Origin of the sequence: Streptomyces sp. NPDC006012 (assembly GCF_042871185.1) — a bacterium.
Taxonomy (GTDB): Bacteria; Actinomycetota; Actinomycetes; order Streptomycetales; family Streptomycetaceae; genus Streptomyces.
In genome coordinates this window covers 358,682-384,014 of the sequence record NZ_JBIAIE010000004.1, presented here as the reverse complement: position 1 = coordinate 384,014, position 25,333 = coordinate 358,682, and the positions used below count along the sequence as shown (strand labels likewise).

Sequence of the window (25,333 nt, the reverse complement as noted above, 5' to 3'; positions counted from 1 at the left end):
CGGTGCTGTTCTAGCGTGGCTGCATCAAATTCCTGCCGACGCCGGGGTCGCGCTACCCCCGAACGCGCAAAGTGATTCAGTCGCGCGCTCGTCTATGGATCCGCAAGGATCGCACTCCGTAAATACGGCGACAGGTGCGCCGCAAGCCAACCGGCAAATAGCACGGCATGCAATGGTGGATCTGTCCTCCACCGACGGACGAAGGCACGCGCCTTCTCCTTCTCGTGCTTACTCTTCTCCGGGGACCGGTCAAAGCCAGCAGGTTCGTAGGGGATCCAGTCGAGCCGGTGGGTCGTGAGTGGTTGAGTCCACTCGGTGATAATCGTGTCTGGGGATCCTGGTGCCCACCGTGCCGGGACTTGCCCTTTCGGACCCGCCCGTCCAGGACCCCGCCCGGCTAAGACCGCCGCCTGATCTTCGCCCCCAGCCACACCAGCGGGTCGTACTTCCGGTCGACCGCCCGTTCCTTCATGGGGATCAGCGCGTTGTCCGTGATCTTGATGCCTTCGGGGCACACCTCGGTGCAGCACTTGGTGATGTTGCAGTAGCCGAGGCCGTGTTCGTCCTGGGCCGTGGTGCGGCGGTCCAGGCCGGTTTCGGCGGCGGAGTCCAGCGGGTGCATGTCCAGTTCGGCGACGCGCATCAGGAAGCGCGGGCCCGCGAACGCCTTCTTGTTCTCCTCGTGGTCCCGCACGACATGGCAGGTGTCCTGGCACAGGAAGCACTCGATGCACTTGCGGAACTCCTGCGAGCGGTCCACGTCCTCCTGCATCATGCGGTACTCGCCGGGGCCCAGGTCCGCGGGCGGTACGAACGACGGGATCTCCCTGGCCTTCTGGTAGTTGAAGCCGACGTTCGTCACCAGGTCGCGGATCACCGGGAAGGCGCGCAGCGGGGTGATGGTGATCGTCTCGTCGCGGTCGAAGACCGACATGCGGGTCATGCACAGCAGCCGGGGCCGCCCGTTGATCTCCGCGGAGCACGAACCGCACTTGCCCGCCTTGCAGTTCCAGCGCACCGCCAGGTCGGATGCCTGGGTGGCCTGGAGGCGGTGCACGATGTCCAGGACCACCTCGCCGTCGTTGACCTCGACCCGGAAGTCCTCAAGGCCGCCGCCCTCGGCATCGCCCCGCCACACCTGGAAACGGGCCTCGTAGCTGCTCATTCGTACAGCTCCTCTTCGGCGAGGTACTTGACCAGCTCCTCCTTGTCGAACAGGGCGAGCAGGTCGGGGCGGATGGGCTCGGTGGTCTCGCGGGTGAGGGCGATCCGGTCGCGGGCCGGGTCGCGGTCCGCGCCGACGGGGTCGGCGAGCGTGCACAGCAGATTGACGTTGCGCCAGGCGCGCTCCATCGTCGGGTGGTCCTCGCGGGTGTGGCCGCCGCGGGACTCCGTGCGCTCCAGCGCCGCGCGGGCCACGCACTCGCTGACCAGCAGCATGTTCCGCAGGTCGAGGGCGAGGTGCCAGCCCGGGTTGAACTGGCGGTGCCCCTCGACACCGGCCCGGCGGGCGCGTACCCGCAACCCGGCCAGCTTCTCCAGGGCCTGTGCCATCTCGCCCTCGCGGCGGATGATGCCGACCAGGTCGTTCATGGTCTGCTGGAGTTCCTGGTGGAGGGTGTACGGGTTCTCGGGCGGGCCGGATTCCGCCGTGCCGTCCCCGGCCGCCGCGCTCGTGCCGTCGGCTGCGGAGAACGGGCCGAGGGCCTCCGCCGCCGCCTCCTCGACCTGCTCGTCGGTGATCCGGGGACGGTCGTCGCCCGCCGCCGCGTGCTCGGCCGCGTGCAGTCCGGCCCGGCGTCCGAACACCAGCAGGTCGGAGAGCGAGTTGCCGCCGAGCCGGTTGGAGCCGTGCATGCCGCCCGCCACCTCGCCGGCCGCGTACAGCCCGGGTACGCCGCGCGCCGCCGCCGTGTCGGAGTCGACCGCGACACCGCCCATCACGTAGTGGCAGGTCGGCCCGACCTCCATGGCCTCCGCGGTGATGTCGACGTCGGCCAGCTCCTTGAACTGGTGGTACATGGACGGCAGCCGGCGCCGGATCACCTCGGCGGGCATCCGGGTCGACACGTCCAGGAACACCCCGCCGTGCGGGGTGCCGCGGCCCGCCTTGACCTCGGAGTTGATGGCACGGGCCACCTCGTCGCGGGGCAGCAGCTCGGGGGGACGCCGGTTGTGGTCAGGGTCCTCGTACCAGCGGTCGCCCTCCTCCTCGGACTCCGCGTACTTCTCCTTGAAGACGTCGGGGATGTAGTCGAACATGAACCGCTTGCCCTCGGAGTTGCGCAGGACCCCGCCGTCGCCGCGCACCGACTCGGTGACGAGGATGCCCTTCACGGACGGCGGCCAGACCATGCCCGTCGGGTGGAACTGCACGAACTCCATGTTGAGGAGGGGTGCCCCGGCGAGCAGCGCCAGGGCGTGTCCGTCGCCGGTGTACTCCCAGGAGTTCGAGGTGACCTTGAAGGACTTGCCGATGCCGCCGGTGGCGATCACCACGGACGGCGCCCTCAGGACGAAGAAGCGGCCGGTCTCGCGTTCGTAGGCGAAGACGCCCGAGACGCGGCGGCCGTCCTTGAGGATCCGGGTGACCGTGCACTCCTGGAAGACCTTCAGCCGGGATTCGTAGTCGCCGGTCTCCCGGTGGTCCTCCTGCTGGAGGGCGACGATCTTCTGCTGGAGGGTGCGGATCAGCTCCAGGCCGGTGCGGTCGCCGACGTGTGCGAGGCGCGGGTACTCGTGGCCGCCGAAGTTGCGCTGCGAGATCTTGCCGTCCTTCGTACGGTCGAACAGCGCACCCCAGGTCTCCAGCTCCCACACCCGGTCCGGGGCCTCCCGCGCGTGCAACTCGGCCATCCGCCACTGGTTGAGGAACTTTCCGCCGCGCATGGTGTCGCGGAAGTGCACCTGCCAGGTGTCGTGCTCGTTCACGTTGGCCATGGCCGCCGCGATGCCGCCCTCGGCCATCACCGTGTGCGCCTTGCCGAACAGCGACTTGCAGATCACCGCCGTACGGGCGCCCCGTTCCCGCGCCTCGATCGCGGCGCGCAGTCCGGCGCCACCGGCGCCGACCACGACGACGTCCCACTCCTGTCGGTCGACCACGGACATCAGCAGTTCCTACCCCAATCTGGAAGAAGCGCTAGAAGAAGCGCGGGTCGTCGAAGGCGCCGGAGGCGAGCAGGAAGACATAGAAGTCGGCGAGTGCCACGCTCACCAGCGACGCCCAGGCCAGCTGCATGTGGCGGGCGTTGAGCCGGCCGACGAACTGCCAGGCCCGGTAGCGCACCGGGTGCCTGGAGAAGTGCTTGAGCTTGCCGCCGACGATGTGCCGGCAGGAGTGGCAGGACAGGGTGTACGCCCAGATCAGCACGATGTTGGCGAGGAACACCAGGGTGCCGAGACCCATGTGGCCCCACCGGTAGTGCTGGTCCCGGAAGGACAGCACGGTGTCGTAGGTGAGGACCCCGGCGACCAGCAGTGCGGCGTAGAAGAAGTACCGGTGGACGTTCTGCAGGATCAGCGGGAAGCGGGTCTCGCCGGTGTACTTCTTGTGCGGCTCGGCGACCGCGCAGGCCGGCGGGGACGCCCAGAAGCTGCGGTAGTACGCCTTGCGGTAGTAGTAGCAGGTCAGGCGGAAGCCGAGCGGGAAGATCAGGATGATGATCGCCGGGGAGATCCCCCACCAGCTGCCGAAGAGGTCGCCGTTGGGACCGCCGCGCATCGGCTCGCAGTTCTGGGCGAGACAGGGCGAGTAGAAGGGCGAGACGTACGGCGCCGCGTAGTAGTCGGCGTTGGCGAAGGCCCGCCAGGTCGAGTAGACGACGAAGGCGAACAGACCGGCCGCGGTGACGGCGGGCGCCAGCCACCAGCGGTCGGTCCGCAGGTGCGGGGCGGCGATGGCGGCACGGGTGCCGGTGCGTACGCCGCCGGTGCTAGGGGGTTCCGTACCAGTGGCCAATGGGGGACTCCGGTCGGGTCGGGGTGGCGGGCCTGCGGTGACTGCCTAGGGTGCGTGCCGGTCGCGGGCACCCAGACCTTCGTCGTCCGAGTCCGTCCACAGGCTCATGTCGTACGGCGTGTCGGGAATGGTGACGAGATCGGGGCGGCGCGGCTCGGCGAACCGGGGTGCCGCCTCGCACAGCAGCGCCACGCTCTCGCGCAGGTGCTCGGCGTCGGCGCGGATGCGGCGTATCTCCAGGCCGCCGCTCCCGAACTGCTGCTCCAGGCGTCCGACGCACCGGAACAGGTCGTCGAGGTTGCGCTGGACTGACGTCAGGTCGTCGTGCACGGACATGACGTGACCTCACTTTCCCGGACCTCGTGGTCCAAGGCGGCAACGTTCATGCGCCTGCGAGTGTTGCGCGTCACACCTGCAGATGTGAAGCCATGTGCAGCGATTGGCGGATCGTGTGCCACTGCCGCACGCCCGCACGCGCTCTGTCTGCGCCGGGCGCGTGTTGCGCCGCACGGGTGGGCTTGTGAGCCCCCGCCGCCGTGTCGCCCCCGGCTGGCGAACCCTTTCCTCTTCAGTGGGTCCGTAGATCTGATCAGCACCAAAATACCGCCAAACGTGATCAGAACCCACCTTTGTCACCGGGCTCCCCGGAGGTAGCAAGATGTCCCACGACGGCGTCGGACCGCGCGCGATCTCACGCTCGGCCGCCTTCCTCACCGCGGGTGCGCTCGCGGTGTCCGTCCTCGCCGGCTGCAGCTCCGACGACGAGGCGAGCCGTCCGCTGGCCGGACAGGACATCGCCGCCACCACCCGTGACCAGGTCGCCGACGGAGGCGCCCTGCACTGGGCCGTGGACGCGCTGCCGGAGACCCTGAACAGCTTCCAGGCCGATGCCGACACGGGTACGAACCGGGTCGCGCAGGCTGTTCTGCCGTCGATGTTCCACAGCGACGCCAACGGCAGCCCGGTGAGCAACGCCGACTATCTGGAGTCGGCCAAGGTCATCGAGACCGAACCACGTCAGGTCGTCCTGTACAAACTGAACCAGCAGGCCGTGTGGAGCGACGGCCGGGAGATCGGCGCCGCCGACTTCGCCGCCCAGTGGCGTGCCCTGTCCGGCAAGGACACCGCGTACTGGACCGCCCGCAACGCCGGCTACGACCGCATCGAGAAGATCGAGCGCGGCGCGAACGACCTGGAGGTCCGGGTCACCTTCAACCGTCCGTACGCGGACTGGAAGGCGCTGTTCTCCCCGCTGTACCCGAAGGACATCATGGGGACCCCGGACGCCTTCAACGACGGCGCGCGCCGGGAGCTGCCGGTCACCGCCGGGCCGTTCCGCCTCGAAAAGATCGACGGCAAGGCCAAGGACATCGTCCTCACCCGCAACCCGCGCTGGTGGGGGCGGCCCGCGAAGCTGTCCGAGCTGGTGCTCCGGGCGGTGCCCCGTGACCAGCGGGCCACCGCGCTGGCGAACGGCACCGTGGAGCTGGCCGACATCGACCCCGCGGACGTCGAGCGGATCAACCTCGCCGCCCAGGGCAGCGGCGGCGCCCCCGTCCTCGGGGCGGGCCGCACCTCCGCGAAGCAGCTGCGCTCCTGGGCGCTGGCGCACGGCCTGCCGGCCAAGGGGCTGCCCGAGGGCACGACGAAGCTCCGCGAGAAGATCACGACGTATCTGCGCGAGCAGAACGCCCTGCGCGACATCGAGATCCGCAAGTCCCTGGAGCCCGCCTACACCCAGCTCGCCCTCAACGGCTCCAGCGGTCCCCTGGCCGACGAGCGGGTCCGCCGGGCCGTCGCCCGCGCCATCGACCGCAAGGCGCTGGCCAAGGCGGTGCTCGGCCCGCTCGGCCTGCCTGCGGATCCGGTCGGCAGCCACCTCGCCCTCTCCGGCCAGCCCGCCTACACCGACGGCAGCGGCTCCCTGGGCACCCAGGACGCCGCGGAGGCGCAGGCGCTGCTCGGGGACGCCGGATGGGTGCGCGGCGGACCGGTCAAGGAGGAGAAGCCGGACAAGGCGGCCGGGTCGCAGGCCGAGTCCGAGGGCGGCCAGGACGGCGCGTACGTCGTCGGCGAGGACGACGACAAGGCGCCGCGCACGGACGACGGCGAGGACACCGGGGCGGCGGCGCAGGACGACGAGGAGGGCGGCGCGACCGGCCGGCAGGACGACGGGCAGGACGACGGGGAGGACGCCAAGTCGCCGCTCAAGGGCGACGGGGAGGACTCCAAGGAGCCCGGGGACCTCGCGGAGAAGCAGGGCGTGGGGGAGACGGGCGGCGAGAGCGCCAGGCGCCTCGCGCAGGAGGGCGAACGGCACACCGACAAGCATCCGCCGCAGGGTGGTGCGCCCGGCGCGTACGCCCCGCGGGGCACCGCCGCCCCGGCCGCCGTGTCCGGGCCGTTCGCCAAGGACGGCAAGGCGCTCTCGCTGCGCTTCGTGGTCCCCTCGGGTGCCGGTTCGGAGTCCCTGCGGACCGTCGCCGACCGGATCGCGCAGATGCTGGACAAGGCCGGCATCCGCACGGAGATCAGCAAGGTCCCGGACGAGGGCTACTTCAAGGACCACATCGCCTCCGGTCAGTTCGACCTCGCCCTGTACTCCTGGCCGTCCACCGCCTTCCCCGCCACCGACGCCCGCCCGATCTACGGCAAGCCGCTCCCTGCCGCCGACGGCTCGGTGAACATCGAGCAGAACTACACCCGGGTCGGCACCGATCAGATCGATCAAATGTTCGACCAGGCCGTCGCCACCCTCGACGAGGACGAGTCCCGCTCGCTGATCCGCAAGGCCGACTCCCGGATCTGGGCCGTGGCCGGCTCCCTGCCGATCTACCAGCGCCCGCAGCTCACCGCCGTACGGAAGAACCTGGTCAACGCGGGATCCTTCGGTTTCCAGACACCCGTCTACGAGGACATGGGCTTCCTGAAGAAGGGTGCGCAGGCGCCGCCGAGACCGTCCGCGAGCTGAGATGCCGGGCCTGCGGCGGACGCTTGTCGCGGCGCCACGTAACATGGGGTGAGGCCGTGGCGTGTCAAGCCCGGCAGGGCCCGCGTCGCACCTACCGACGCGCAGGGCCTTCCTCACACCCCGGGAGTACGCCGCACTATGGCTGTGACCACTACGCGTCACGACATCCGCAACGTCGCCATCGTCGCCCACGTCGACCACGGCAAGACGACCATCGTCGACGCCATGCTCAAGCAGGCCGGTGCCTTCGCCGCCCACCAGCTCGAACAGGTCGACGACCGCGTCATGGACTCGAACGACCTGGAGCGTGAGAAGGGCATCACGATCCTCGCCAAGAACACGGCGGTGAAATATCACCCCAAGGACGGCGGGGACCCGATCACCATCAACATCATCGACACCCCCGGCCACGCCGACTTCGGCGGCGAGGTCGAGCGCGGTCTGTCGATGGTCGACGGCGTCGTGCTGCTCGTGGACGCCTCCGAGGGCCCGCTGCCGCAGACCCGCTTCGTGCTGCGCAAGGCGCTCCAGGCCCGGCTGCCGGTCATCCTCTGCATCAACAAGACCGACCGGCCCGACGCCCGGATCGACGAGGTCGTCAACGAGACCTATGACCTCTTCCTCGACCTGGACGCCGACGAGGAGCAGATCGAGTTCCCGATCGTGTACGCGTGCGGCCGGGACGGTATCGCCTCGCTGACCAAGCCGGACAACGGCACCGTGCCGACCGACTCCACCAGCCTGGAGCCGTTCTTCTCCACGATCCTGGAGCACATCCCGGCCCCCGTCTACGACGAGGAGGCCCCGCTCCAGGCCCACGTCACCAACCTGGACGCCGACAACTTCCTCGGCCGCATCGCGCTGCTGAGGGTCGAGCAGGGCGAGCTGCGCAAGGGCCAGACGGTCGCCTGGATCAAGCGCGACGGCTCCGTCAGCAACGTTCGCATCAGCGAGCTGATGATGACGGAAGCGCTCACCCGCAAGCCCGCCGAGAAGGCCGGGCCCGGTGACATCTGCGCCGTCGCCGGCATCCCGGACATCATGATCGGCGAGACCCTGGCCGACCCCGAGAACCCGATCGCGCTCCCGCTGATCACGGTCGACGAGCCCGCGATCTCCATGGTCATCGGCACCAACACCTCGCCGCTGGTCGGCCGGGGCGGCACCGGCAAGGGCGCCGACAACAAGGCGGCCGTCAAGGACCGCAAGGTCACCGCCCGCCAGGTCAAGGACCGCCTCGACCGCGAGCTGATCGGCAACGTCTCGCTGCGCGTCCTGGACACCGAGCGCCCGGACGCCTGGGAGGTCCAGGGCCGCGGCGAGCTGGCGCTCGCCATCCTGGTCGAGATGATGCGCCGGGAGGGCTACGAGCTGACGGTGGGCAAGCCGCGGGTCGTCACCAAGGACGTCGACGGCAAGGTCCACGAGCCGGTCGAGCGCATGACGATCGACGTGCCCGAGGAGCACATGGGCGCGGTCACCCAGCTCATGGGCGTCCGCAAGGGCCGCATGGACAACATGTCCAACCACGGCTCGGGCTGGGTCCGCATGGAGTTCGTGGTGCCCTCGCGCGGCCTGATCGGCTTCCGTACGGAGTTCCTCACCCAGACCCGCGGCACCGGCATCGGCCACTCCATCCACGAGGGCCACGAGCCGTGGTTCGGCCCGCTGCAGACCCGCAACAACGGTTCGCTGGTCGCCGACCGGGCCGGTTCCGTCACCGCGTTCGCCATGACGAACCTCCAGGAGCGCGGCGTGCTGTTCGTGGACCCGGGCACCGAGGTGTACGAGGGCATGATCGTCGGCGAGAACTCGCGCGCCGACGACATGGACGTGAACATCACCAAGGAGAAGAAGCTCACCAACATGCGCTCGTCGACGGCCGACGTGACCGAGTCGATCGTGCCGCCGCGCAAGCTGTCGCTGGAGCAGTCGCTGGAGTTCTGCCGCGACACCGAGTGCGTCGAGGTGACCCCGGAGGCGGTCCGCATCCGCAAGGTGAACCTGGACGCCCGCGAGCGCGCCCGCGCCGCGAGCCGCGCCAAGCACGACTGACCGAAACTCGCCCCTGGGCCCGGCCCGGGCGTTCCCCGCTGAGGGAACGCCCGGGCCTTTTTCAACTCCTTTTTCGGGCTCTGATGTCCGGCATGCGGAGATCTCTGCCCGATAGCCATGTAACACGTCCGTTTCGCGGCCTTCTTCGGGCAGACAGTTTGTCCACATTTTGGAAGGTCTACGTACGAGCCGTGACTGAATTGAGATTTAAGAACAGTGGTCCGGCCTCTTACCCATGGCAGATAGTTAGCCGCGTAGCGCTCGGGTCAATGGGTCTCGCGCTGTGGGGACAGCGCTCGACTCGCGAGCACCAGGGGGTGCCTGACCCTCCGTCAGGGGTGTCGGAGGACAGTCGGAAACCCTCTCCTGTTGGTGAACACGTGAAGTCATAGGAGGAACACCCATGCGCGGTGTCGCGAGCACCAGGTGGGTCACGTTCGCACGGTCTGTCCGTCGCAGCTCCGAGCGCCTGTCCGGCGACCACCTCTGAGGCATCCTCCGATCGTTCAGTGCGGCGGTTCGGCTACGCGCGTCCGACTGCGGATTCGCGCCCGTAGCGGTACCCCGGCGTCACTGGCACCCATAACTGTGAAACGGACGAACAGTGACAAGTCCTATCGACATTGAGGGCAGCGGGACTTCGGTCGTCGACGGCGATCCCGGGCCGAAGACGAAGTCCGGCAACGCCGAGCTCGTGGGCCGCTCTCCCGGCCAGCTGATGTGGCTCCGCTTCCGGCGGGACCGCACGGGTGTCATCACTGCCGTGGTGGTGATCGCCTTCTTCGCCATCGCCCTGCTCGCGCCCCTGCTGGTGAAGCTCTCCGGCACCAACCCGTACACGCTGTACGGGCAGGACCCGACGTACGCCGACAAACCCGTGCTCGACGACTTCGGACTGCCGCTCGGCTACCTCGGCGGCGTCTCCGGCGACCACTGGTTCGGCGTCGAACCGCAGTACGGCCGCGACCTGTTCGCGATGCTGGTGTACGGCATGCGCACCTCGCTGTTCATGTCCCTCGGCATCACCGTCCTGCTGATGGTGACGGGCGTGATCATCGGCCTGATCGGCGGATACTTCGGCGGCCGTACCGACTACTGGATCGGCCGGGTCACCGACTTCTTCCTCTCCTTCCCGTCGCAGCTGTTCTTCATCGCCTTCATGCCCGTGGTGACGTCGTTCTTCGTGGACCCGCGCGAGGAGACGCCCACCTACTTCCGCGCACTGGCCATGCTGATCGTGCTGTGGCTGCTCGGCTGGATGGGCATGGCCCGCATCGTCCGGTCCACCGTTCTCTCGCTGCGCGAGCGGGAGTTCGTCGAGGCCGCGAGGGTCTCCGGCGCCTCGCCCTGGCGGATCGTGCGCAAGGAGATCCTGCCCAACGTCGTGACACCCATCCTGGTGCAGTTCACGTACCAGTTGCCCAGCACCATCCTCACCATCGCCTTCCTCTCCTTCGCGGGTGTCGGCTTCGTCGAGCCCACCCCGGACTGGGGACGCCTGTTCGCCGTCGGAGCCCGGTACGCCGAGCAGGACCCGGCGTTCATGTTCTTCCCCGGTGTGGCGCTGGTGATCTTCATTCTCTGCTTCAACCTCCTCGGAGACTCCGTACGGGACGCCTTCGACCCCAAGTCCGGTCGATAGCACGTCCATTGGTGGGGGGTGACTGCCGCCCCCGCTCGGCCCGCCGGCCAGCGCCTGGCAGTACTCATGGATAACAACCGACAGGTAGGTGGATTAGCCACATGATGTCTCACAGCTCACGCACGGCACGCGCCGTCGTGGTCGCCCTGGCGGCGGGCTCCCTCGTTCTGACGGCCTGCTCCAAGAACGAGGGCGGCAAGTCCGGCACGGACTCCAAGAAGGACCAGAAGGAGGCTTCGGTCCAGTCGAAGGCGGTCACCTACGCCGACTCGGCCGCCTCGACCGGTCCCGCCGAGGAGGTGCCCGGCGCCAAGAGCGGCGGCACCATCACCGTCTACCAGGAGGCGGGACTCTCCCACCTGGACCCGGGTCAGATCTACGTCAACGACGCCGGTCAGGTCGCCAACCTGCTGTTCCGTCGGCTGACCCAGTTCCAGGAGGACGACAAGGGCAACGTCTCGGTCGTCGGCGACCTCGCCACCGACTCCGGCAAGTCCACGGACGGCGGCAAGACCTGGACCTTCACCCTGAAGGACGGCATCAAGGACGAGAAGGGCAACCCGATCACCTCGGCCGACGTCCGGCACTCCGTCGAGCGCACCTACGCGAAGTTCATCTTCGACGGCCCGACCTACCTCCAGAGCTGGCTGAGCGGCCCGGACTACCGCAAGGCGCTGCCCGACGGCGGCTTCGGCTCCAAGCACCTGCCGGCCTCCGTCCTGGACACCCCGGACGACAAGACGGTCGTCTTCCACTTCGGCACCGCGCGCCCCGACCTGCCGCAGACGCTGGCCATGGCCGGTTACGGGATCGTGCCGGAGAAGGACGACACCAGGGAGAGGTACGACAAGGCCCCGGTCTCCACGGGCCCGTACAAGATTGCCGAGAACAAGATCGGCAAGGCCATGAAGCTGGTGAAGAACACCAACTGGGACCCGAAGACGGACTCCGTGCGCCACCAGTACGCGGACGCCTTCAACATCCAGTTCGGTGTCACCGAGTCGACCCAGACCAAGCGTCTGATCGCCGACCAGGGCGACAACAAGAACGCCATCCAGCTCACCAACGGCGTCGAGTCGACCCAGATCCAGGACGTCATCGGCAACCCCGAGGTCAGCAAGCGCACGGTCAAGGGCTACCAGCCCTTCGTCATGCAGCTCAGCTTCAACCTGGACCGGGTCAAGGACAAGAAGGTCCGCGAGGCCGTCACCTACGCCGTCAACTCCAAGTCCCTCATCGCGGGCGAGGGCGGTGCCTACGGCGGTGACGTGGCCCCGAACTACTTCGCCCCGACGCTGCCGGGCTACGAGCCGGCCTACGACCCCTTCGGCCGACTGAAGACCCCGCAGGGCAACATCGCCAAGGCCCAGGAGATCCTCAAGGACGTCCCGGCCTCGGAGAAGACCCTCGTCTTCGCCTACGCCAACAGCGAGGCCGGTCAGAAGCGCAAGGTGGCCATCGAGGACGCCCTGACCAAGGTCGGCCTGAAGATCGTCTCCAAGGAGGTCGACTCCGCCAGCTACTACGAGCAGATCGGCAAGCTCAACAACCCGTACGACATGTACATCTCCGGGTGGGGCCAGGACTGGCCGTCCCCCGGCACGGTCGTCACGCCGATCTTCGACGGCACCCAGGTCACCGACGGCAGCCCGAACTACTCGCACGTCAAGGACCCGAAGGTCGACGCCCTCATCAAGAAGGCGCTGACCCAGGAGCCCACCGTGGCGGCGGCGACCTGGAAGGAAGCCCAGCACTACCTGCTGGAGAACGTCATCCCGGCGGCTCCGCTGTGGTACACGAAGCAGTTCCAGCTGTCCGGCTCCAACGTCGGCGGTACGCGGTACGGCTCGGTGTCGAGCCTCCTCGACATCAACCGCCTGTACCTGAAGTCGTAACGCTCCCCGGTCGGTCGCGGGGGCCCGCACCAGGCGGAGCGGGCCCCCGCCCCGGGGTCAAAGACCTCTTCCCACTGTCACCGCAGAGAGCAGTCAGCCCGCCATGCTTCAGTTCATCCTCCGGCGCGCGGTCGGTGCCGTCGTCACGCTGTTCCTCATCGGAGCGGCCACGTTCTTCCTGTTCGTCGCCGCGCCCTCCGACTACGCGTCCCTGGCCTGCGGCAAGGACTGCTCGCCCCAGCGGCTGGCGGACATCCGGGACGCACTGGGCCTCAATCTGCCGCTGGCCCAGCAGTTCTGGGACTTCATGTCCGGCATCGTCACGGGCCGCGACTACCCCACCGGCCACTGTTCGGCGCCCTGCCTGGGCGTGTCGTTCTACTCGGGCGACATGGTGTGGAGCACCATCATGGACCGGTTCCCGCTGACCCTGACGCTGACCGTCGGCGGAGCGATCGTCTTCCTCATCGTCGGTGTGGGGGCCGGCATGCTCGCCGCCTACCGGCGGGCCACCCTGGTGGACAAGATCGCCACGGGCGCCTCCATGGTGCTCAGTTCCTTCCAGATCTACTTCCTCGGCCCGATCGTCCTGACCGTCCTCGTCTACAGCACGGGCTGGATGGAAGACCCCAAGTACGTCCCGATCACCCAGGATCCGGTCGGCTGGTTCGTCGGCATGTCCATCCCGGTGTGCGTGATGGCGACCATCTTCACCGCGCAGTACACCCGTATGGCCCGCTCCTCGATGATCGAGCAGCTCTCCGAGGACCATGTCCGCACCGCGCGGGCCAAGGGCATGTCGAACAAGTACGTCTTCTTCCGCTACGCCTGGCGCGGTTCGATGATCCCGATCGTGACGGTCCTCGGCATCGATGTCAGCGCCATGCTCGGCGGCGCCGTGGTCACCGAACTGACCTTCTCGCTCCAGGGCATCGGCCAGCTCGCGGTGGAGGGCGCGACCACCAAGGACCTGCCGTTGACGATGGGCGTCATGCTGTTCGGTGCCTTCTTCATCCTGATGATCAACATCTTCACCGACGTCGCCTACGCCTTCATCGACCCGCGCGTCCGGCTCTCCTAGGAAGAACCCACCACCGTGAGCACACTGACCAAGACCGAGGGCGCACCGGTCCCGGCATCGGAGGAGACCTTCCTCTCGGTCCGCGATCTGCAGGTGACGTTCTCCACCGAGGACGGTCCCGTGAAGGCGGTCGACGGCCTCTCCTTCGATGTCCAGCGCGGTCGGACCCTGGGCATCGTCGGTGAGTCCGGCTCGGGCAAGTCGGTCACCAACCTGACCATCCTCGGCCTGCACAACCCGCTGACCACCACCATCGACGGCGAGATCCTGCTGGACGGCAAGGAGCTGATCACCGCCTCGCAGCGGGAGCTGGAGAAGCTCCGCGGCAACCGGATGGCGATGATCTTCCAGGATCCGCTGACCGCGCTGTCGCCGTTCTACAGCGTGGGCCGGCAGATCGCCGAGCCGTTCAGGAAGCACACCGGCGCCTCGAAGAAGGCCGCGTGGGAGCGTGCGGTGGAGATGCTGGCCAAGGTCGGCATCCCCAACCCCAAGGAGCGGGCGAAGGACTACCCGCACCAGTTCTCCGGCGGTATGCGCCAGCGTGCGATGATCGCGATGGCGCTGGTCTGCGACCCCGACCTGCTCATCGCCGACGAGCCGACCACCGCGCTCGACGTGACGGTCCAGGCGCAGATCCTCGACCTGCTCAAGAACCTCCAGCAGGAGTTCGGTTCCGCGATCGTCTTCATCACCCACGACCTCGGTGTCATCGCCGACATGGCCGACGACATCATGGTGATGTACGCGGGCCGGGCGGTGGAGCGCGGCACCGTCGACGACGTGCTGCGCGCGCCGCAGCACCCGTACACCTGGGGCCTGCTGAACTCGATGCCGCGCCTGGACTCGGACATCGACACGCCGCTCACGCCGATCCCCGGCTCGCCGCCGTCGCTGCTGAACCCGCCGTCCGGCTGCCGGTTCCACCCGCGCTGCACCTTCCAGGACCGGGTCGGCGGCACCCGCTGCGTCGACGAGAACCCGCTGCTGGCACCGGACCGTGCCGCCGCCTGCCATCTGACGGCGGAGCAGAAGCGGACCATCTTCATCGAAGAGATCAAGCCCCGTCTGGGCTAGGAGGACATCGTCATGACAGAGGACCTCGTCCTTCCCACCCCTCGCGAGGGCGTCGCGGCCTCGGCGGGGGAGCCGCTGCTGACCGTGACGGGACTGAAGAAGTACTTCCCGGTCAAGGGGGGTTTCCCGATCCGCCGCACGGTCGGGCACGTCCAGGCCGTCGACGGTCTCGACTTCCAGGTCGCCGAGGGCGAGAGCCTGGGCCTGGTCGGCGAGTCCGGCTGCGGCAAGTCGACCACCGGCCGCCTGATCACCCGGCTGCTGGAACCGACCGCCGGCACGATCTCGTACCGCGGCCAGGACATCTCCCACGCCAGCCGCAGGCAACTCGCCCCGGTCCGCTCCGAGATCCAGATGATCTTCCAGGACCCGTACTCCTCGCTCAACCCGAGGCAGACGGTCGGCACGATCATCTCCGGTCCGATGGAGATCAACGGGATCAACCCGCCCGGCGGCCGGGAGAAGCGCGTCCGGGAACTCCTGGAGATCGTCGGTCTCAACCCGGAGCACTTCAACCGCTTCCCGCACGAGTTCTCCGGCGGCCAGCGCCAGCGCATCGGCGTCGCCCGCGCGCTCGCCCTGGAACCGAAGCTGATCGTCGCGGACGAGCCGGTTTCCGCCCTGGACGTCTCCATCCAGGCCCAGGTCGTCAACCTGCTGCGGCAGGTGCAGCAGGAACTCGGCATCGCCTTCCTGTTCATCGCCCACGACCTGGCGATCGTGCGGCACTTCTCGCAGCGCGTCGCCGTCATGTACCTCGGCAAGATCATCGAAGTCGGTGACCGTGACGACATCTACTCCCGCCCCCGCCACCCCTACACCCACGCCCTCCTCTCGGCCGTCCCCGAGGTGAACCTCACGGACACCGAGACCGACGGGCGCGAGCGGATCCGGCTGGCCGGCGACGTACCGTCCCCGATCAACCCGCCCTCCGGCTGCCGCTTCCGCACCCGCTGCTGGAAGGCGACGGAGAAGTGCGCCACCGAGGAGCCGCCCCTGCTCCAGATCTCCGGCAACCAGGCCGGCCACCTGACGGCCTGCCACTTCCCGGAGGACCCGACGATCGAGGCCCGCGAGGAGGACATCGTCCTGGACCCGGCCCTGGCGGCCCTGGAAGACCAGGACCCCGCGTAGCGCACCGACACCCGACCAGAAACCGGCAAGCTCCCCGAGCCCTGAAAGGGCGAGGGGAGCGGCCCTCGTTAGGGCCCCTGCAGCGGAGCGGCAAACGTATGTTCCGGGCCGAGCGCAACGCTCCTGAAAGGGGCGCGGGGAACGGCGCGACCAGCCACAGCGCACCCGCACCCGAAAGCCACCCGGTCAGGCCGAGCGCAGCGAACCGGTGGAGACCGTGATCATCTCCGGGCCACCGGAGACCACCGGCCCCCGCTCCCAGTCCCCGTACTGTTCCACCACCTGAAGCCCCGCCTCGGCGAGGAACCCGGCCAGCCGTTCCTTGTCGAGGAACCGCAACGCGGCCCGGCCCACCCGGGCCCCGTCACCGCTCACGCCCTCGAAGGTCTCCGTGAAGGTCACCCGGTCTCCGGCGGGACCGCCCCGCACCTCGCGTACCTCGCGCCACACCCGTACGGCCCTGCCGTCGGGCCCGGTGGTCTCCCGCACCCGGTCCGGGCCCCAGGTCTCCCACGCACGCGCAGCGGGATCCCGCGTCTCGAACACGAACCGCCCGCCCTCGGCGAGCGCAGCCCGGACGGCCCGCAGGCCGGCCCGCAGTTCCTCGTCCCCGACGAGCGTCTCGAAGGTGTACCCGGTCATCACGACGAGGTCGAACTCGCCGCCCCACAGCCGGGACCGCAGATCGCCGAGCACCCATTCCCCGTCAGGGGCGGCACGCCGTGCCTGCACCAGCATCGCGGCGGCGGGGTCGAGCCCCAGCAGCCGGCCCCGGTGCCCGCGTCCGCGGGCCCGGCGCAGCAGCCGCCCGGTCCCGCAGCCGACGTCGAGCACGGAGCCCGCGGCCATCACCAGGTCCAGGTAGAAGTCGTCCCCGGGCCCCCACGGGTTGAGCCCGTCGTACAGCGCGGCGAGTGAGAGATCGGCGAACGAATGATCGACCACCGGCGCAGTGTGCCACACCTGGCTGAACGGCTCCCAGAGGAACCACCCTCATTTTGTTCATTGCTGAACCACGAACTGCACCGAACCACTACCTTCACCGAGCTGCGACCTGCACCGAAGCCGCACCTAGCAACCTCAAATCGTACCAAGCCATGTCAAGTCGCCATCAGAAGTGCCGAACCATACCAAGCCGTACCGAACCATGCAAGGAAACCGCCCCCAACGGCGAAGGCCCGCGCCGGGGAGGCGCGGGCCTTCGTCCCCTGGAAGCGGACCTCATGGGCTCGGGTCAATGGGCCGGTGAATGTCCGTTCCGCGGGAGACGGCTGACGAAAAGGGGTGTGTCAGGCCGCTTCCCGGGGGTTCTTGGCGTGGCGCGGACCCGGAACCGCCGCGGGCGACTCGGGGTAGTGGCACGCGGTCAGGTGCCCGGGCCGGTTGCCCTCGACGTGGAGCAGCGGCGGGGCTTCGGTGGCGCACTTCTCCGTCGCCTTCCAGCAGCGGGTGCGGAAGCGGCAGCCGGAGGGCGGGTTGATCGGGGACGGTACGTCGCCGACCAGGCGGATGCGCTCGCGGGCCGGCGTCCCGTCGTCCACCGTGGCCTCGGGGACGGCGGACAGCAGGGCCCGGGTGTAGGGGTGGCGCGGGTTGTCGTACAGATCGGCGCGCTCGGCGATCTCCACGATCTTGCCGAGGTACATGACGGCGACGCGCTGCGAGAAGTGCCGCACGATCGCCAGGTCGTGGGCGATGAACAGGAAGGCGATGCCGAGTTCCTGCTGCACCTTCTGGAGCAGGTTGACGACCTGGGCCTGGATGGAGACGTCCAGGGCGGAAACCGGCTCGTCCGCGACGATCAGCTTCGGTTCCAGGGCGAGCGCGCGGGCGACGCCGATGCGCTGGCGCTGGCCGCCGGAGAACTCGTGCGGGAAGCGGTTGAAGTGCTCCGGGTTGAGACCGACGATCTCCAGGAGTTCCCGGACGCGCTTCTCCCGGCCGCCGGGCGGGTTGATCCCGTTGATCTCCATCGGACCGGAGATGATCTTTCCGACCGTCTGACGGGGGTTCAGGGACGCGTACGGGTCCTGGAAGATCATCTGGATTTCGGAGCGTACGGGTGCCAACTGCCTGCGGCTGGCGTGGGTGATGTCCTGGCCGCGGTACGAGATCGTGCCGGCGGTCGGTTCCAGCAGCCGGGTGATCAGGCGGCCGGTGGTCGACTTGCCGCAGCCGGACTCGCCGACCAGGCCCAGGCTCTCGCCCTCGGCGACCTGGAAGTCGAGACCGTCGACGGCCTGGACGTGCCCGACCGTGCGGCGGATCGGGAAACCACCCTTGACCGGGAAGTGCTTGGTCAGCCCGGTGACGTTCAGGAGGGGGCTGGTATTGCTCATGATCGTGAAGTCCCGTCTCGTGTCCGTCAGTGGTGCCGGGATCCGGCGAAGAGGTCGGCGCGCTGCTCCAAGGTGAGGTGGCAGGCCGAGCCCCGGCCGTCGACCAGTTCGAGCAGCGGTCGCTCGCTGGAGCACCGTCCGCCGGCGACCTTGTCCGCGAAGGCGCAGCGCGGGTGGAACCGGCAGCCGGTGGGCGGGTTCAGCAGCGAGGGCGGCGAGCCGGGGATCGGCGTGAGCGGCACGTCGACCGCGCCGTCGAGGCTCGGCATGGAGCTGAGCAGACCGAGGGTGTACGGGTGCTGCGGGGCGCCCAGCACCTCGCGCTTCGAGCCCCGCTCCACGCACCGGCCGCCGTACATCACCAGGACGTCGTCCGCTATGTCGGCGATGACACCGAGGTCGTGGGTGATGAAGATGATCGCGGTGCCGAACTCCTGCTGGAGGTCCTTGAGCAGGTCCATGATCTGCGCCTGCACGGTCACGTCCAGGGCCGTCGTCGGCTCGTCGGCGATCAGCAGCTCGGGGTCGCAGACCAGCGCCATGGCGATCATCGCGCGCTGGCGCATACCGCCGGAGAACTGGTGCGGGTAGTCGTCCACCCGCACGTCCGGCTGCGGGATACCGACCCGGCGCAGCATCTCGACGGCGCGCGCCCGGGCCTCCTTCTTGGAGGCGCCGGTGTGCTTGCTGTACACCTCACCGATCTGGGTGCCGACGGTGTGGAACGGCGACAGCGAGGCAAGGGCGTCCTGGAAGATCATGGACATCTTGTTGCCGCGCAGCCGCTCCAGCTCCCGTTCGCGGGCGGTCAGGAGTTCCTTGCCGTCGAGCAGGATCTCGCCGTTGATCGTGGTGTGTTCGCGGTTGTGCAGGCCGAGGATGGTCAGGTTGGTGACCGACTTGCCCGAACCGGATTCGCCGACGATGCCGAGCGTCCGGCCCTTGGCGAGGTCGAAGCTGAGCCCGTCGACGGCCTTGACGATGCCGTCCTCGGTGGAGAAGTGGACCTTCAGGTCCTTGACGGAGAGGAACGGCTGCTGATCGGTGCTCGTCACGGGGGACGCTCCTGGGGGGTGATGCGGGGGTCGCCGGGTGGGCGGTGAGAGGGACGGGACCGGTGCGGAGGTCAGGCGAGCCGGATCCGCGGGTCGATGAAGGCGTAGACGGCGTCGACGATGATGTTGAAGAACACGATCGCCCCGGCCGCCAGCACGGTCACGCCGAGCAGCATGGGCAGGTCGCTCTTGTCCACGGAGTCCACCGCGAGCCGGCCGACGCCCTGGAGGCTGAAGGTGTTCTCGGTGATGATCGCGCCGCCGATGAGGGTGGCCATGTCGATGCCGAAGATGGTGACGATCGGACCCATCGCGCCGCGCCAGGCGAACCGGAAGAAGACGCTGCGCCGGGACAGTCCCTTCGCACGGGCCGTGCGGACGTAGTCCTCGGTGAGTGTCTCGACCAGCTGGGACCGGGTCATACGGGTGTAGTTGGCGGTCCAGATCAGGGCCAGCACCAGCCAGGGGAGCAGCAGGCCGGCGGCCCAGGAGGCCGGGTTCTGGGTGAGGGGGGTGTACGACGGGTTGTTCAGCCAGCCGAGCTTCGCGACGAGGAAGTACATCGCGATGTAGCCGACGAAGTAGATCTGCAGCGAGGAGGCGATCAGCGACGCCGAGCTGGCCGCCTTGTCCTGCCACTTGCCCTGCTTGACGGCGGCCAGCATGCCCGCGCCGATGCCGAGGATCAGGAAGACGACGGCGGAGCCGAAGGCGAGCGACAGGGTCAGCGGCAGCCGGTCCATGATCGTGCCGAGCACGGGCTCGCGGTTGGCGAACGAGTAGCCGAGGCAGGGCGCGTCGCAGTGGCCGAAGCCCGCATAGTCACGTCCGACGAAGATGCCCTTGAGCCAGTCCCAGTACTGCACCGGAATCGGGTGGTCGATGCCCAGGTTGTGCTGGATCTGCCGGAGCATGTCGGGCGTGCAGTTCTTGCCGCAGGACATTTGGGCGGGGTCACGCGGAACGGCGTAGAAAAGCCAGAACGTGACGGCGCTGATGATCAACAGGATGACCAGCGCGCCGAATACGCGGCGGACGAGGAAGCGGAACATGGGGCGTGACTTTCCGGACGGGGCGCCGTCGCCGGGGCTAGGGGGGTGGGCCGGAGGGGGCGGCCGGACAGCCGGCCGCCCCCGGGGAGGGTGCTCGCTTACTTCGCCACGTAGAGCTTGCAGAGGGCGATGCAGGTGTTGCCGGCGTCGTAGATGACGTTGCCGATCTTCGATCCGTGCATCCAGTTGCGGATGGCGTGGTAGTCGGGAACCGTCGCGGCCAGTTCCATGATCTGCCGGTCGACGGCGCCCCACGCCTTGTTGGCGGCCGTGGCGTCGCTGATCTTGGCAGCGGCGTCGATCGCCTTGTTCACGCTCGGGTCGTTCAGCTGGGCGTAGTTGCTGCGGCCGTTGCCGACGTTCTTGCCGCTCCAGCAGGGGTAGAAGACCGAGTAGCCGTTCGGCCAGTCCGGGCTCCAGCCGGCCGCCATCAGGTCGAAGCCGTTGTCGATCTTGCCGACCTGGGTGTAGAAGGTCGACTTGTCGATCTGCTGGTTGACGACCTGGAAGCCGGCCGCCTCCAGCGCGTTCTTGATCGCGACGGCCTGCTTCACCGAGTTGTCGGACTGCTGGTAGGCGATGACCAGCTTCTGGCCGACCTTGCCGGCCTCCTTCAGCAGCGCCTTGGCCTTGGCCGGGTCGCCGGCGGGCTTCGTGTCCGCCTCGTAGAGGTCGAAGTTCGCGTAGCCGGGGGTGACCGGGCTGAAGATCGTGCTGGCGATCTCGGAGGTGGCCCGGCCGCCGCGGATGGTCTGCAGCTGCTGGTGCGGCCAGGCGAAGTTGATGGCCTGGCGAACCTTGACGTCCTTGATCCGGGTCATGTTGATCGGCCAGTAGTAGGTGACCGGGTCGACCTGGGTGAGGACGCGCTTCTTCAGGGTCGCGTTGGTGAGGACCTGCGCGGTGCGCTCGGGCGCGACCTCGTTGAAGATCGACATCGCGTACTGGTCATTGCCCTTGTCGGCGATGTACCGGTCGGTGGAGGCGATGTTCTGGAACCCGAACTGGAAGAGGAACTTGTCCGGGTAGGCGTTGCGGATCGGGTCGGTCTTCGCGTCCCAGTGCGTGTTGCGCACGAAGGTCATCGACTTGCCGATGCTGCGGCTCTCGATCCGGTACGGGCCGCAGGAGAACGGCTGCTTGTCGTACTTCTCCTTGCTGTCCTGCTTCTTCGGCACCAGGGAGTAGCCGCGCATGGCCAGCGTGTAGTTGAAGTCGGCGCGGGCCTCGTTGAGGTGGAAGGTGACGGTCTTGCCGGAGACCTCGACCGAGGCGAGGCTCTTGCCGTCGTAGGGGCCCTTGTACTTGTCGCCGCCGACCAGCCACTGCTGCACGTAGCGCGGACCCTCGGTGATGAAGTCGGCGAACAGCCGCTCGAAGGTGTGGCGGACGTCGTCCATGGAGAGGTCGGAACCGTCCTCCCACTTGATGCCGTCCTTGATGGTGAACGACCAGGTCTTGCCGCCGTTCTTCATCGTGCCGGGGTCGGTCGCGACGTCGCCGACGAGCGTGCAGCCGCCCTTCTCGTCGATCTTGTAGCCGGTGAGCGCGCGCATGATCGGCACGGTGATGGCGCTCTCGGTCTGGACGTAGATCTGGGCCGGGTCCAGGTGGTCCATGTCGAACTGGTCGAGCCCGTAGACCATCCCGCCCTTGACCGCGCCCGTGACCTCCGGCGCCGGGCCGACGGAGTCGGCCTTGGTGCCGACCGGGATGTTCTGGGTCTTGGCCTTGGCGACCGACGGGACGTCGTTCGACCCCCCGCTTCCGGAATCGCCGTTGCCACAGGCGCTCAGCACGGTGGTGGACGCCGCGACCACACCGGTGGCGATCATGAAGTTTCTGCGGGAAAAGGACATGCTGAGCCTGCCTATACGGATCAGATCTGGATGGACGGCAGCCGGGACTTCATTGGGCCGGGCCGGGGGCGTTGGGGGTGGCGCTACCGCTTGGACTTCGGGTCGAGCGCGTCGCGTACCGAGTCGCCGAACAGGTTGAAGGCGACGACGAAGATCACCATGGACAGGCCCGGGAAGAGCAGGTAGGTGAAGTCCTCGGTGTAGAACTGGGCGCCACGCTGGATCATCACGCCCCAGTCCGGAGTGGGGTCGATGATGCCGACGCCGAGGAAGGCGAGGCCCGCCTCCGTGGTCACCAGGGTCGGGACCAGCAGCGTCGCCTGGATGATGATCGGCGTCCACAGGTTGGGCAGCAGTTCCTTGAACACGATGCGCATCGGCGACGCGCCCGTGATCTTGGCCGCTTCCACGAACTCCCGCTCGCGCATGGCGAGCACCTGTCCGCGCAGCAGACGGGCGATGGTGGCCCAGCCGAAGGCGGAGAGGACCACGATCAGCGCGACCACGCGCAGCCAGGTCGGGATGTTGTCGTCGGGAGCGACGAAGAGGCCGTAGACGACCGGCATGAACGCGATGAAGAACAGCGTCGACGGGAACGACAGGAGGATGTCGATGATCCGTCCGACCAGGTAGTCGGTCTTGCCGCCCAGATAACCCGCGGTGATGCCGACGATGACGCCGACCACCATGGTGAGCAGGGCGGTGGCGATGGCGATGCCCAGCGAGGTGCGGATGCCGTAGATCAGGAACGTGAAGACGTCCCGGCCGAGCTGGGGCTCGATGCCGAACCAGAACGACGAGCTGATGCCACCGTTGGGCCCTGCGGGGTAGGAGAAGGCATTGAGCAGGTTCGGGTCCTGGCTGGCGTAGGTCGTGTACGGGTTCTTCCCGTACAGCTTCGAGATGACCGGTGCCGCTATCGCGATCACGAAGAAGAAGATCACGATACAAGCCGATATAACGCCCGCGCGGTCACGCTTGAAGCGTCTCCAGGCCAGCTGTCCCGGAGATCGGCTCTCGGCGCCCCGAGGGGTGCCGGGCGAGGCCGGCTGTTCGGCGGTCTCGTCGGTCACCTCTAGCGGGACAGCCGAAGATGTAGTTGGGGGGGTCATGGTGCTCCTGGCCCAGGGGAGGTTCTGATGACTCCGCAGGGCACGCTCCCCTACGGGCTACGCCGGACTTTTTCAACGCAATTCGCGCAAGGTCAATAAAATCCCACACGCCTTGGCTTTCTCTTTACGTTATTTGCTTGGACTTGACCATTCTTTAGCTACGCGGGTAGCGCGCCGTAATCAATCCGTGTTTCACAACGGACTAATCGGGTGAATCAGGCAACGAGTTCGATATGCGGACGCCGTTGTGTCGAAATCCGTACACCGGCGAGACGCAATTCCAACGGTTCGGTATCGGAGCGTGAAGATCTGTTGCGTCCTCCGCGGGCGGTCTCGGCGACGCGCTCCGGCGCCTCGCGCATCCGGATGACCTGGGCTCCCGAAAGTCCCTCTCCTGTGCGGAATGCCAGTAATTCATGTGATTTGGTCTGATATGGACCGGTACGGGATCGGGTGCTCACGGAGGAGGCACGCCATGCGCTCAGCCACGCGGGCGAAATGGGCCACCGGCGCGGTGGCGGTGGCGCTCGCCGCGACCGCCTGCGGCGGCGGTGCCGACGGCGCGTCCCCGCCCGGAGTGCTCAGCGCCTCCTGGGGCGACCCGCAGAACCCGCTGGAGCCGGCGAACACCAACGAGGTCCAGGGCGGCAAGGTCCTCGACATGATCTTCCGCGGCCTGAAGAAGTACGACTCGACGACCGGCCGGGCCACCGACATGCTGGCGCGGCGGATCGACACCCCGGACTCACGGAACTTCCGGATCACGCTCAAGGACGGCTGGACCTTCTCCAACGGCGAGAAGGTGACCGCGCAGTCCTTCGTCGACGCCTGGAACTACGGCGCGAGCCTGCGCAACAACCAGCGCAACGCCTACTTCTTCCGCTACATCGACGGCTACGACCAGGTCCACCCCGCCGGCGGCGCCCAGCACGCCGACACCCTCGTCGGACTCACGGCCGTCGACGACCGCACCTTCACGGTCCGGCTGAACCAGACGTTCTCCAGCTTCCCGGACACCCTCGGCTACACGGCCTACGCGCCGCTGCCGCGGGCGTTCTTCACCGACCACGCGGCCTGGCTGCGAAAACCCGTCGGAAACGGGCCGTACACCATCGACTCCTACACCCGGGGCTTCCAGATGTCCCTGCGGAAGTGGGACCGCTACCCCGGCGCGGACAAGGCCCGCAACGCCGGCGTGGACCTCAAGGTCTACACCGACGGCAACACCGCCTACACGGATCTGCTGGCCGGCAACCTCGACCTGGTCGACGACATCCCGGCCGCCCAGCTCAGGAACGTCCGCAGCGACCTCGGCGACCGCTACATCAACACCCCGGCCGGCATCATCCAGACCCTCGCCTTCCCCTACTACGACAAGGACTGGAACACGCCGGGCGCCCAGAAGGTGCGCACCGGACTGTCCATGGCGATCGACCGCGGGCAGATCACCCACACGATCTTCCGCGGCACCCGCACCCCGGCCACCGACTGGACGTCACCGGTCCTCGGCGCCGCCGGCGGCTTCCAGGCCGGGCTGTGCGGCAGGGCCTGCGACCACGACCCCGCCGAGGCCAGGAGACTGATCAAGGAGGGCGGCGGGATCCCCGGCGGACAGGTCACGATCACCTACAACGCGGACACCGGTTCGCACCGGGACTGGGTGGACGCCGTGTGCAACTCCATCAACAACGCGCTCGGCGACGACCGGGCCTGCGTCGGCAACCCGGTGGGCACCTTCGCCGACTTCCGCAACCAGCTCGCCCGGCACCGGATGACCGGACCGTTCCGGGCGGGCTGGCAGATGGACTACCCGCTCATCCAGAACTTCCTCCAGCCGCTCTACTACACCGACGCCTCCGCCAACGACGGCAAGTGGTCCGACGCGGACTTCGACCGGCTCGTCGACCGGGCCAACGCCGAGACCGGCACCGCCGCGGCCATCGCCGGCTTCCAGCAGGCCGAGCGGGTGGTCCGGGACCACATGGCCGCCATTCCGCTCTGGTACCAGAACGGCAGCGCGGGCTACTCGCCGCGGCTGTCGCAGGTGACGCTCAATCCGTTCAGCGTCCCCGTCTACGACCAGATCAAGGTCGGCTGAGC

At 68.2% G+C, this 25,333-nt stretch carries 18 protein-coding genes; 8 read left to right on the top strand and 10 right to left on the bottom strand.

Annotation, left to right across the window (positions count from 1 at the left end; all coding sequences use genetic code 11):
* Positions 1-397 precede the first annotated feature (397 nt).
* Genes ACFYPJ_RS11145 through ACFYPJ_RS11130 form a run of 4 tightly spaced genes read right to left on the bottom strand, consistent with a single transcriptional unit; the run spans position 398 to position 4,297 of the window.
* Complete coding sequence (locus ACFYPJ_RS11145; RefSeq protein ID WP_389013831.1) at positions 398-1,165, bottom strand: succinate dehydrogenase/fumarate reductase iron-sulfur subunit; 768 nt, start codon at positions 1,163-1,165, stop codon at positions 398-400.
* Positions 1,162-3,111 carry a fumarate reductase/succinate dehydrogenase flavoprotein subunit gene (locus ACFYPJ_RS11140; RefSeq protein ID WP_389013828.1) on the bottom strand — a complete coding sequence of 650 codons (1,950 nt, stop codon included), beginning with the start codon at positions 3,109-3,111 and terminating at the stop codon, positions 1,162-1,164. The genes ACFYPJ_RS11145 and ACFYPJ_RS11140 overlap by 4 nt, the downstream gene beginning before the upstream one ends.
* A 31-nt stretch (positions 3,112-3,142) precedes the next feature.
* The gene (locus tag ACFYPJ_RS11135; protein WP_389013825.1) at positions 3,143-3,961 is read right to left on the bottom strand and encodes a hypothetical protein; all 819 of its coding nucleotides are present in this window, start codon (positions 3,959-3,961) and stop codon (positions 3,143-3,145) included.
* 45 nt (positions 3,962-4,006) lie between these two features.
* The gene (locus tag ACFYPJ_RS11130; RefSeq protein ID WP_389013822.1) at positions 4,007-4,297 is read right to left on the bottom strand and encodes a hypothetical protein; all 291 of its coding nucleotides are present in this window, start codon (positions 4,295-4,297) and stop codon (positions 4,007-4,009) included.
* A gap of 322 nt (positions 4,298-4,619) precedes the next feature.
* On the opposite strand from ACFYPJ_RS11130, the gene ACFYPJ_RS11125 reads away from it, so the two are divergent.
* From ACFYPJ_RS11125 to ACFYPJ_RS11095, 7 genes are all read left to right on the top strand, one after another.
* On the top strand, positions 4,620-6,932 hold the full coding sequence (locus ACFYPJ_RS11125) for an ABC transporter substrate-binding protein (RefSeq protein WP_389013819.1): 2,313 nt from the start codon (positions 4,620-4,622) through the stop codon (positions 6,930-6,932).
* Between the two features lie 138 nt (positions 6,933-7,070).
* Positions 7,071-8,987, top strand: coding sequence for a translational GTPase TypA (gene typA / locus ACFYPJ_RS11120; protein WP_389013817.1), 1,917 nt, complete (start codon positions 7,071-7,073; stop codon positions 8,985-8,987).
* A 604-nt stretch (positions 8,988-9,591) separates the two neighbouring features.
* A complete protein-coding gene (locus tag ACFYPJ_RS11115; RefSeq protein WP_389013814.1) occupies positions 9,592-10,629 on the top strand; it encodes an ABC transporter permease in 1,038 nt (345 codons plus the stop codon).
* A gap of 101 nt (positions 10,630-10,730) precedes the next feature.
* Positions 10,731-12,524 carry an ABC transporter substrate-binding protein gene (locus tag ACFYPJ_RS11110; protein WP_389013811.1) on the top strand — a complete coding sequence of 598 codons (1,794 nt, stop codon included), beginning with the start codon at positions 10,731-10,733 and terminating at the stop codon, positions 12,522-12,524.
* A gap of 103 nt (positions 12,525-12,627) precedes the next feature.
* Positions 12,628-13,605: an ABC transporter permease gene (locus tag ACFYPJ_RS11105; protein WP_389013808.1), complete on the top strand. Its 978-nt coding sequence runs from the start codon at positions 12,628-12,630 to the stop codon at positions 13,603-13,605.
* 15 nt (positions 13,606-13,620) lie between these two features.
* The gene (locus tag ACFYPJ_RS11100; RefSeq protein ID WP_389013805.1) at positions 13,621-14,682 is read left to right on the top strand and encodes an ABC transporter ATP-binding protein; all 1,062 of its coding nucleotides are present in this window, start codon (positions 13,621-13,623) and stop codon (positions 14,680-14,682) included.
* Between the two features lie 12 nt (positions 14,683-14,694).
* A complete protein-coding gene (locus tag ACFYPJ_RS11095; protein ID WP_389013802.1) occupies positions 14,695-15,816 on the top strand; it encodes an ABC transporter ATP-binding protein in 1,122 nt (373 codons plus the stop codon).
* A gap of 186 nt (positions 15,817-16,002) precedes the next feature.
* On the opposite strand, the gene ACFYPJ_RS11090 is transcribed toward ACFYPJ_RS11095, so the two are convergent.
* From ACFYPJ_RS11090 to ACFYPJ_RS11065, 6 genes are all read right to left on the bottom strand, one after another.
* Entirely contained in the window at positions 16,003-16,761 is a 759-nt protein-coding gene (locus tag ACFYPJ_RS11090) for a class I SAM-dependent methyltransferase (RefSeq protein ID WP_389013799.1), read from the bottom strand.
* 344 nt (positions 16,762-17,105) lie between these two features.
* Positions 17,106-18,155, bottom strand: a complete 1,050-nt coding sequence (locus tag ACFYPJ_RS11085) for an ABC transporter ATP-binding protein (protein WP_389013796.1) — start codon at positions 18,153-18,155, stop codon at positions 17,106-17,108.
* 26 nt (positions 18,156-18,181) lie between these two features.
* A complete protein-coding gene (locus ACFYPJ_RS11080) occupies positions 18,182-19,210 on the bottom strand; it encodes an ABC transporter ATP-binding protein (protein ID WP_389013793.1) in 1,029 nt (342 codons plus the stop codon).
* 71 nt (positions 19,211-19,281) lie between these two features.
* A complete protein-coding gene (locus ACFYPJ_RS11075) occupies positions 19,282-20,262 on the bottom strand; it encodes an ABC transporter permease (RefSeq protein ID WP_389013790.1) in 981 nt (326 codons plus the stop codon).
* Positions 20,263-20,360: 98 nt separating this feature from the next.
* Complete coding sequence (locus ACFYPJ_RS11070; RefSeq protein ID WP_389013787.1) at positions 20,361-22,121, bottom strand: ABC transporter substrate-binding protein; 1,761 nt, start codon at positions 22,119-22,121, stop codon at positions 20,361-20,363.
* Between the two features lie 83 nt (positions 22,122-22,204).
* A complete protein-coding gene (locus tag ACFYPJ_RS11065; RefSeq protein ID WP_389013784.1) occupies positions 22,205-23,233 on the bottom strand; it encodes an ABC transporter permease in 1,029 nt (342 codons plus the stop codon).
* A 475-nt stretch (positions 23,234-23,708) separates the two neighbouring features.
* On the opposite strand from ACFYPJ_RS11065, the gene ACFYPJ_RS11060 reads away from it, so the two are divergent.
* A complete protein-coding gene (locus tag ACFYPJ_RS11060) occupies positions 23,709-25,331 on the top strand; it encodes an ABC transporter substrate-binding protein (RefSeq protein WP_389013782.1) in 1,623 nt (540 codons plus the stop codon).
* Positions 25,332-25,333 lie beyond the last annotated feature (2 nt).

What these genes read in the sequence shown, in the direction of transcription:
- ACFYPJ_RS11145 (WP_389013831.1), bottom strand. Translation starts at nt 1,165, where the DNA reads ATGAGCAGCTACGAGGCCCGTTTCCAGGTGTGGCGGGGCGATGCCGAG.
- ACFYPJ_RS11140 (WP_389013828.1), bottom strand. Translation starts at nt 3,111, where the DNA reads ATGTCCGTGGTCGACCGACAGGAGTGGGACGTCGTCGTGGTCGGCGCC.
- ACFYPJ_RS11130 (WP_389013822.1), bottom strand. Translation starts at nt 4,297, where the DNA reads ATGTCCGTGCACGACGACCTGACGTCAGTCCAGCGCAACCTCGACGAC.
- ACFYPJ_RS11125 (WP_389013819.1), top strand. Translation starts at nt 4,620, where the DNA reads ATGTCCCACGACGGCGTCGGACCGCGCGCGATCTCACGCTCGGCCGCC.
- typA (WP_389013817.1), top strand. Translation starts at nt 7,071, where the DNA reads ATGGCTGTGACCACTACGCGTCACGACATCCGCAACGTCGCCATCGTC.
- ACFYPJ_RS11110 (WP_389013811.1), top strand. Translation starts at nt 10,731, where the DNA reads ATGATGTCTCACAGCTCACGCACGGCACGCGCCGTCGTGGTCGCCCTG.
- ACFYPJ_RS11105 (WP_389013808.1), top strand. Translation starts at nt 12,628, where the DNA reads ATGCTTCAGTTCATCCTCCGGCGCGCGGTCGGTGCCGTCGTCACGCTG.
- ACFYPJ_RS11095 (WP_389013802.1), top strand. Translation starts at nt 14,695, where the DNA reads ATGACAGAGGACCTCGTCCTTCCCACCCCTCGCGAGGGCGTCGCGGCC.
- ACFYPJ_RS11085 (WP_389013796.1), bottom strand. Translation starts at nt 18,155, where the DNA reads ATGAGCAATACCAGCCCCCTCCTGAACGTCACCGGGCTGACCAAGCAC.
- ACFYPJ_RS11075 (WP_389013790.1), bottom strand. Translation starts at nt 20,262, where the DNA reads ATGTTCCGCTTCCTCGTCCGCCGCGTATTCGGCGCGCTGGTCATCCTG.
- ACFYPJ_RS11070 (WP_389013787.1), bottom strand. Translation starts at nt 22,121, where the DNA reads ATGTCCTTTTCCCGCAGAAACTTCATGATCGCCACCGGTGTGGTCGCG.
- ACFYPJ_RS11065 (WP_389013784.1), bottom strand. Translation starts at nt 23,233, where the DNA reads ATGACCCCCCCAACTACATCTTCGGCTGTCCCGCTAGAGGTGACCGAC.
- ACFYPJ_RS11060 (WP_389013782.1), top strand. Translation starts at nt 23,709, where the DNA reads ATGCGCTCAGCCACGCGGGCGAAATGGGCCACCGGCGCGGTGGCGGTG.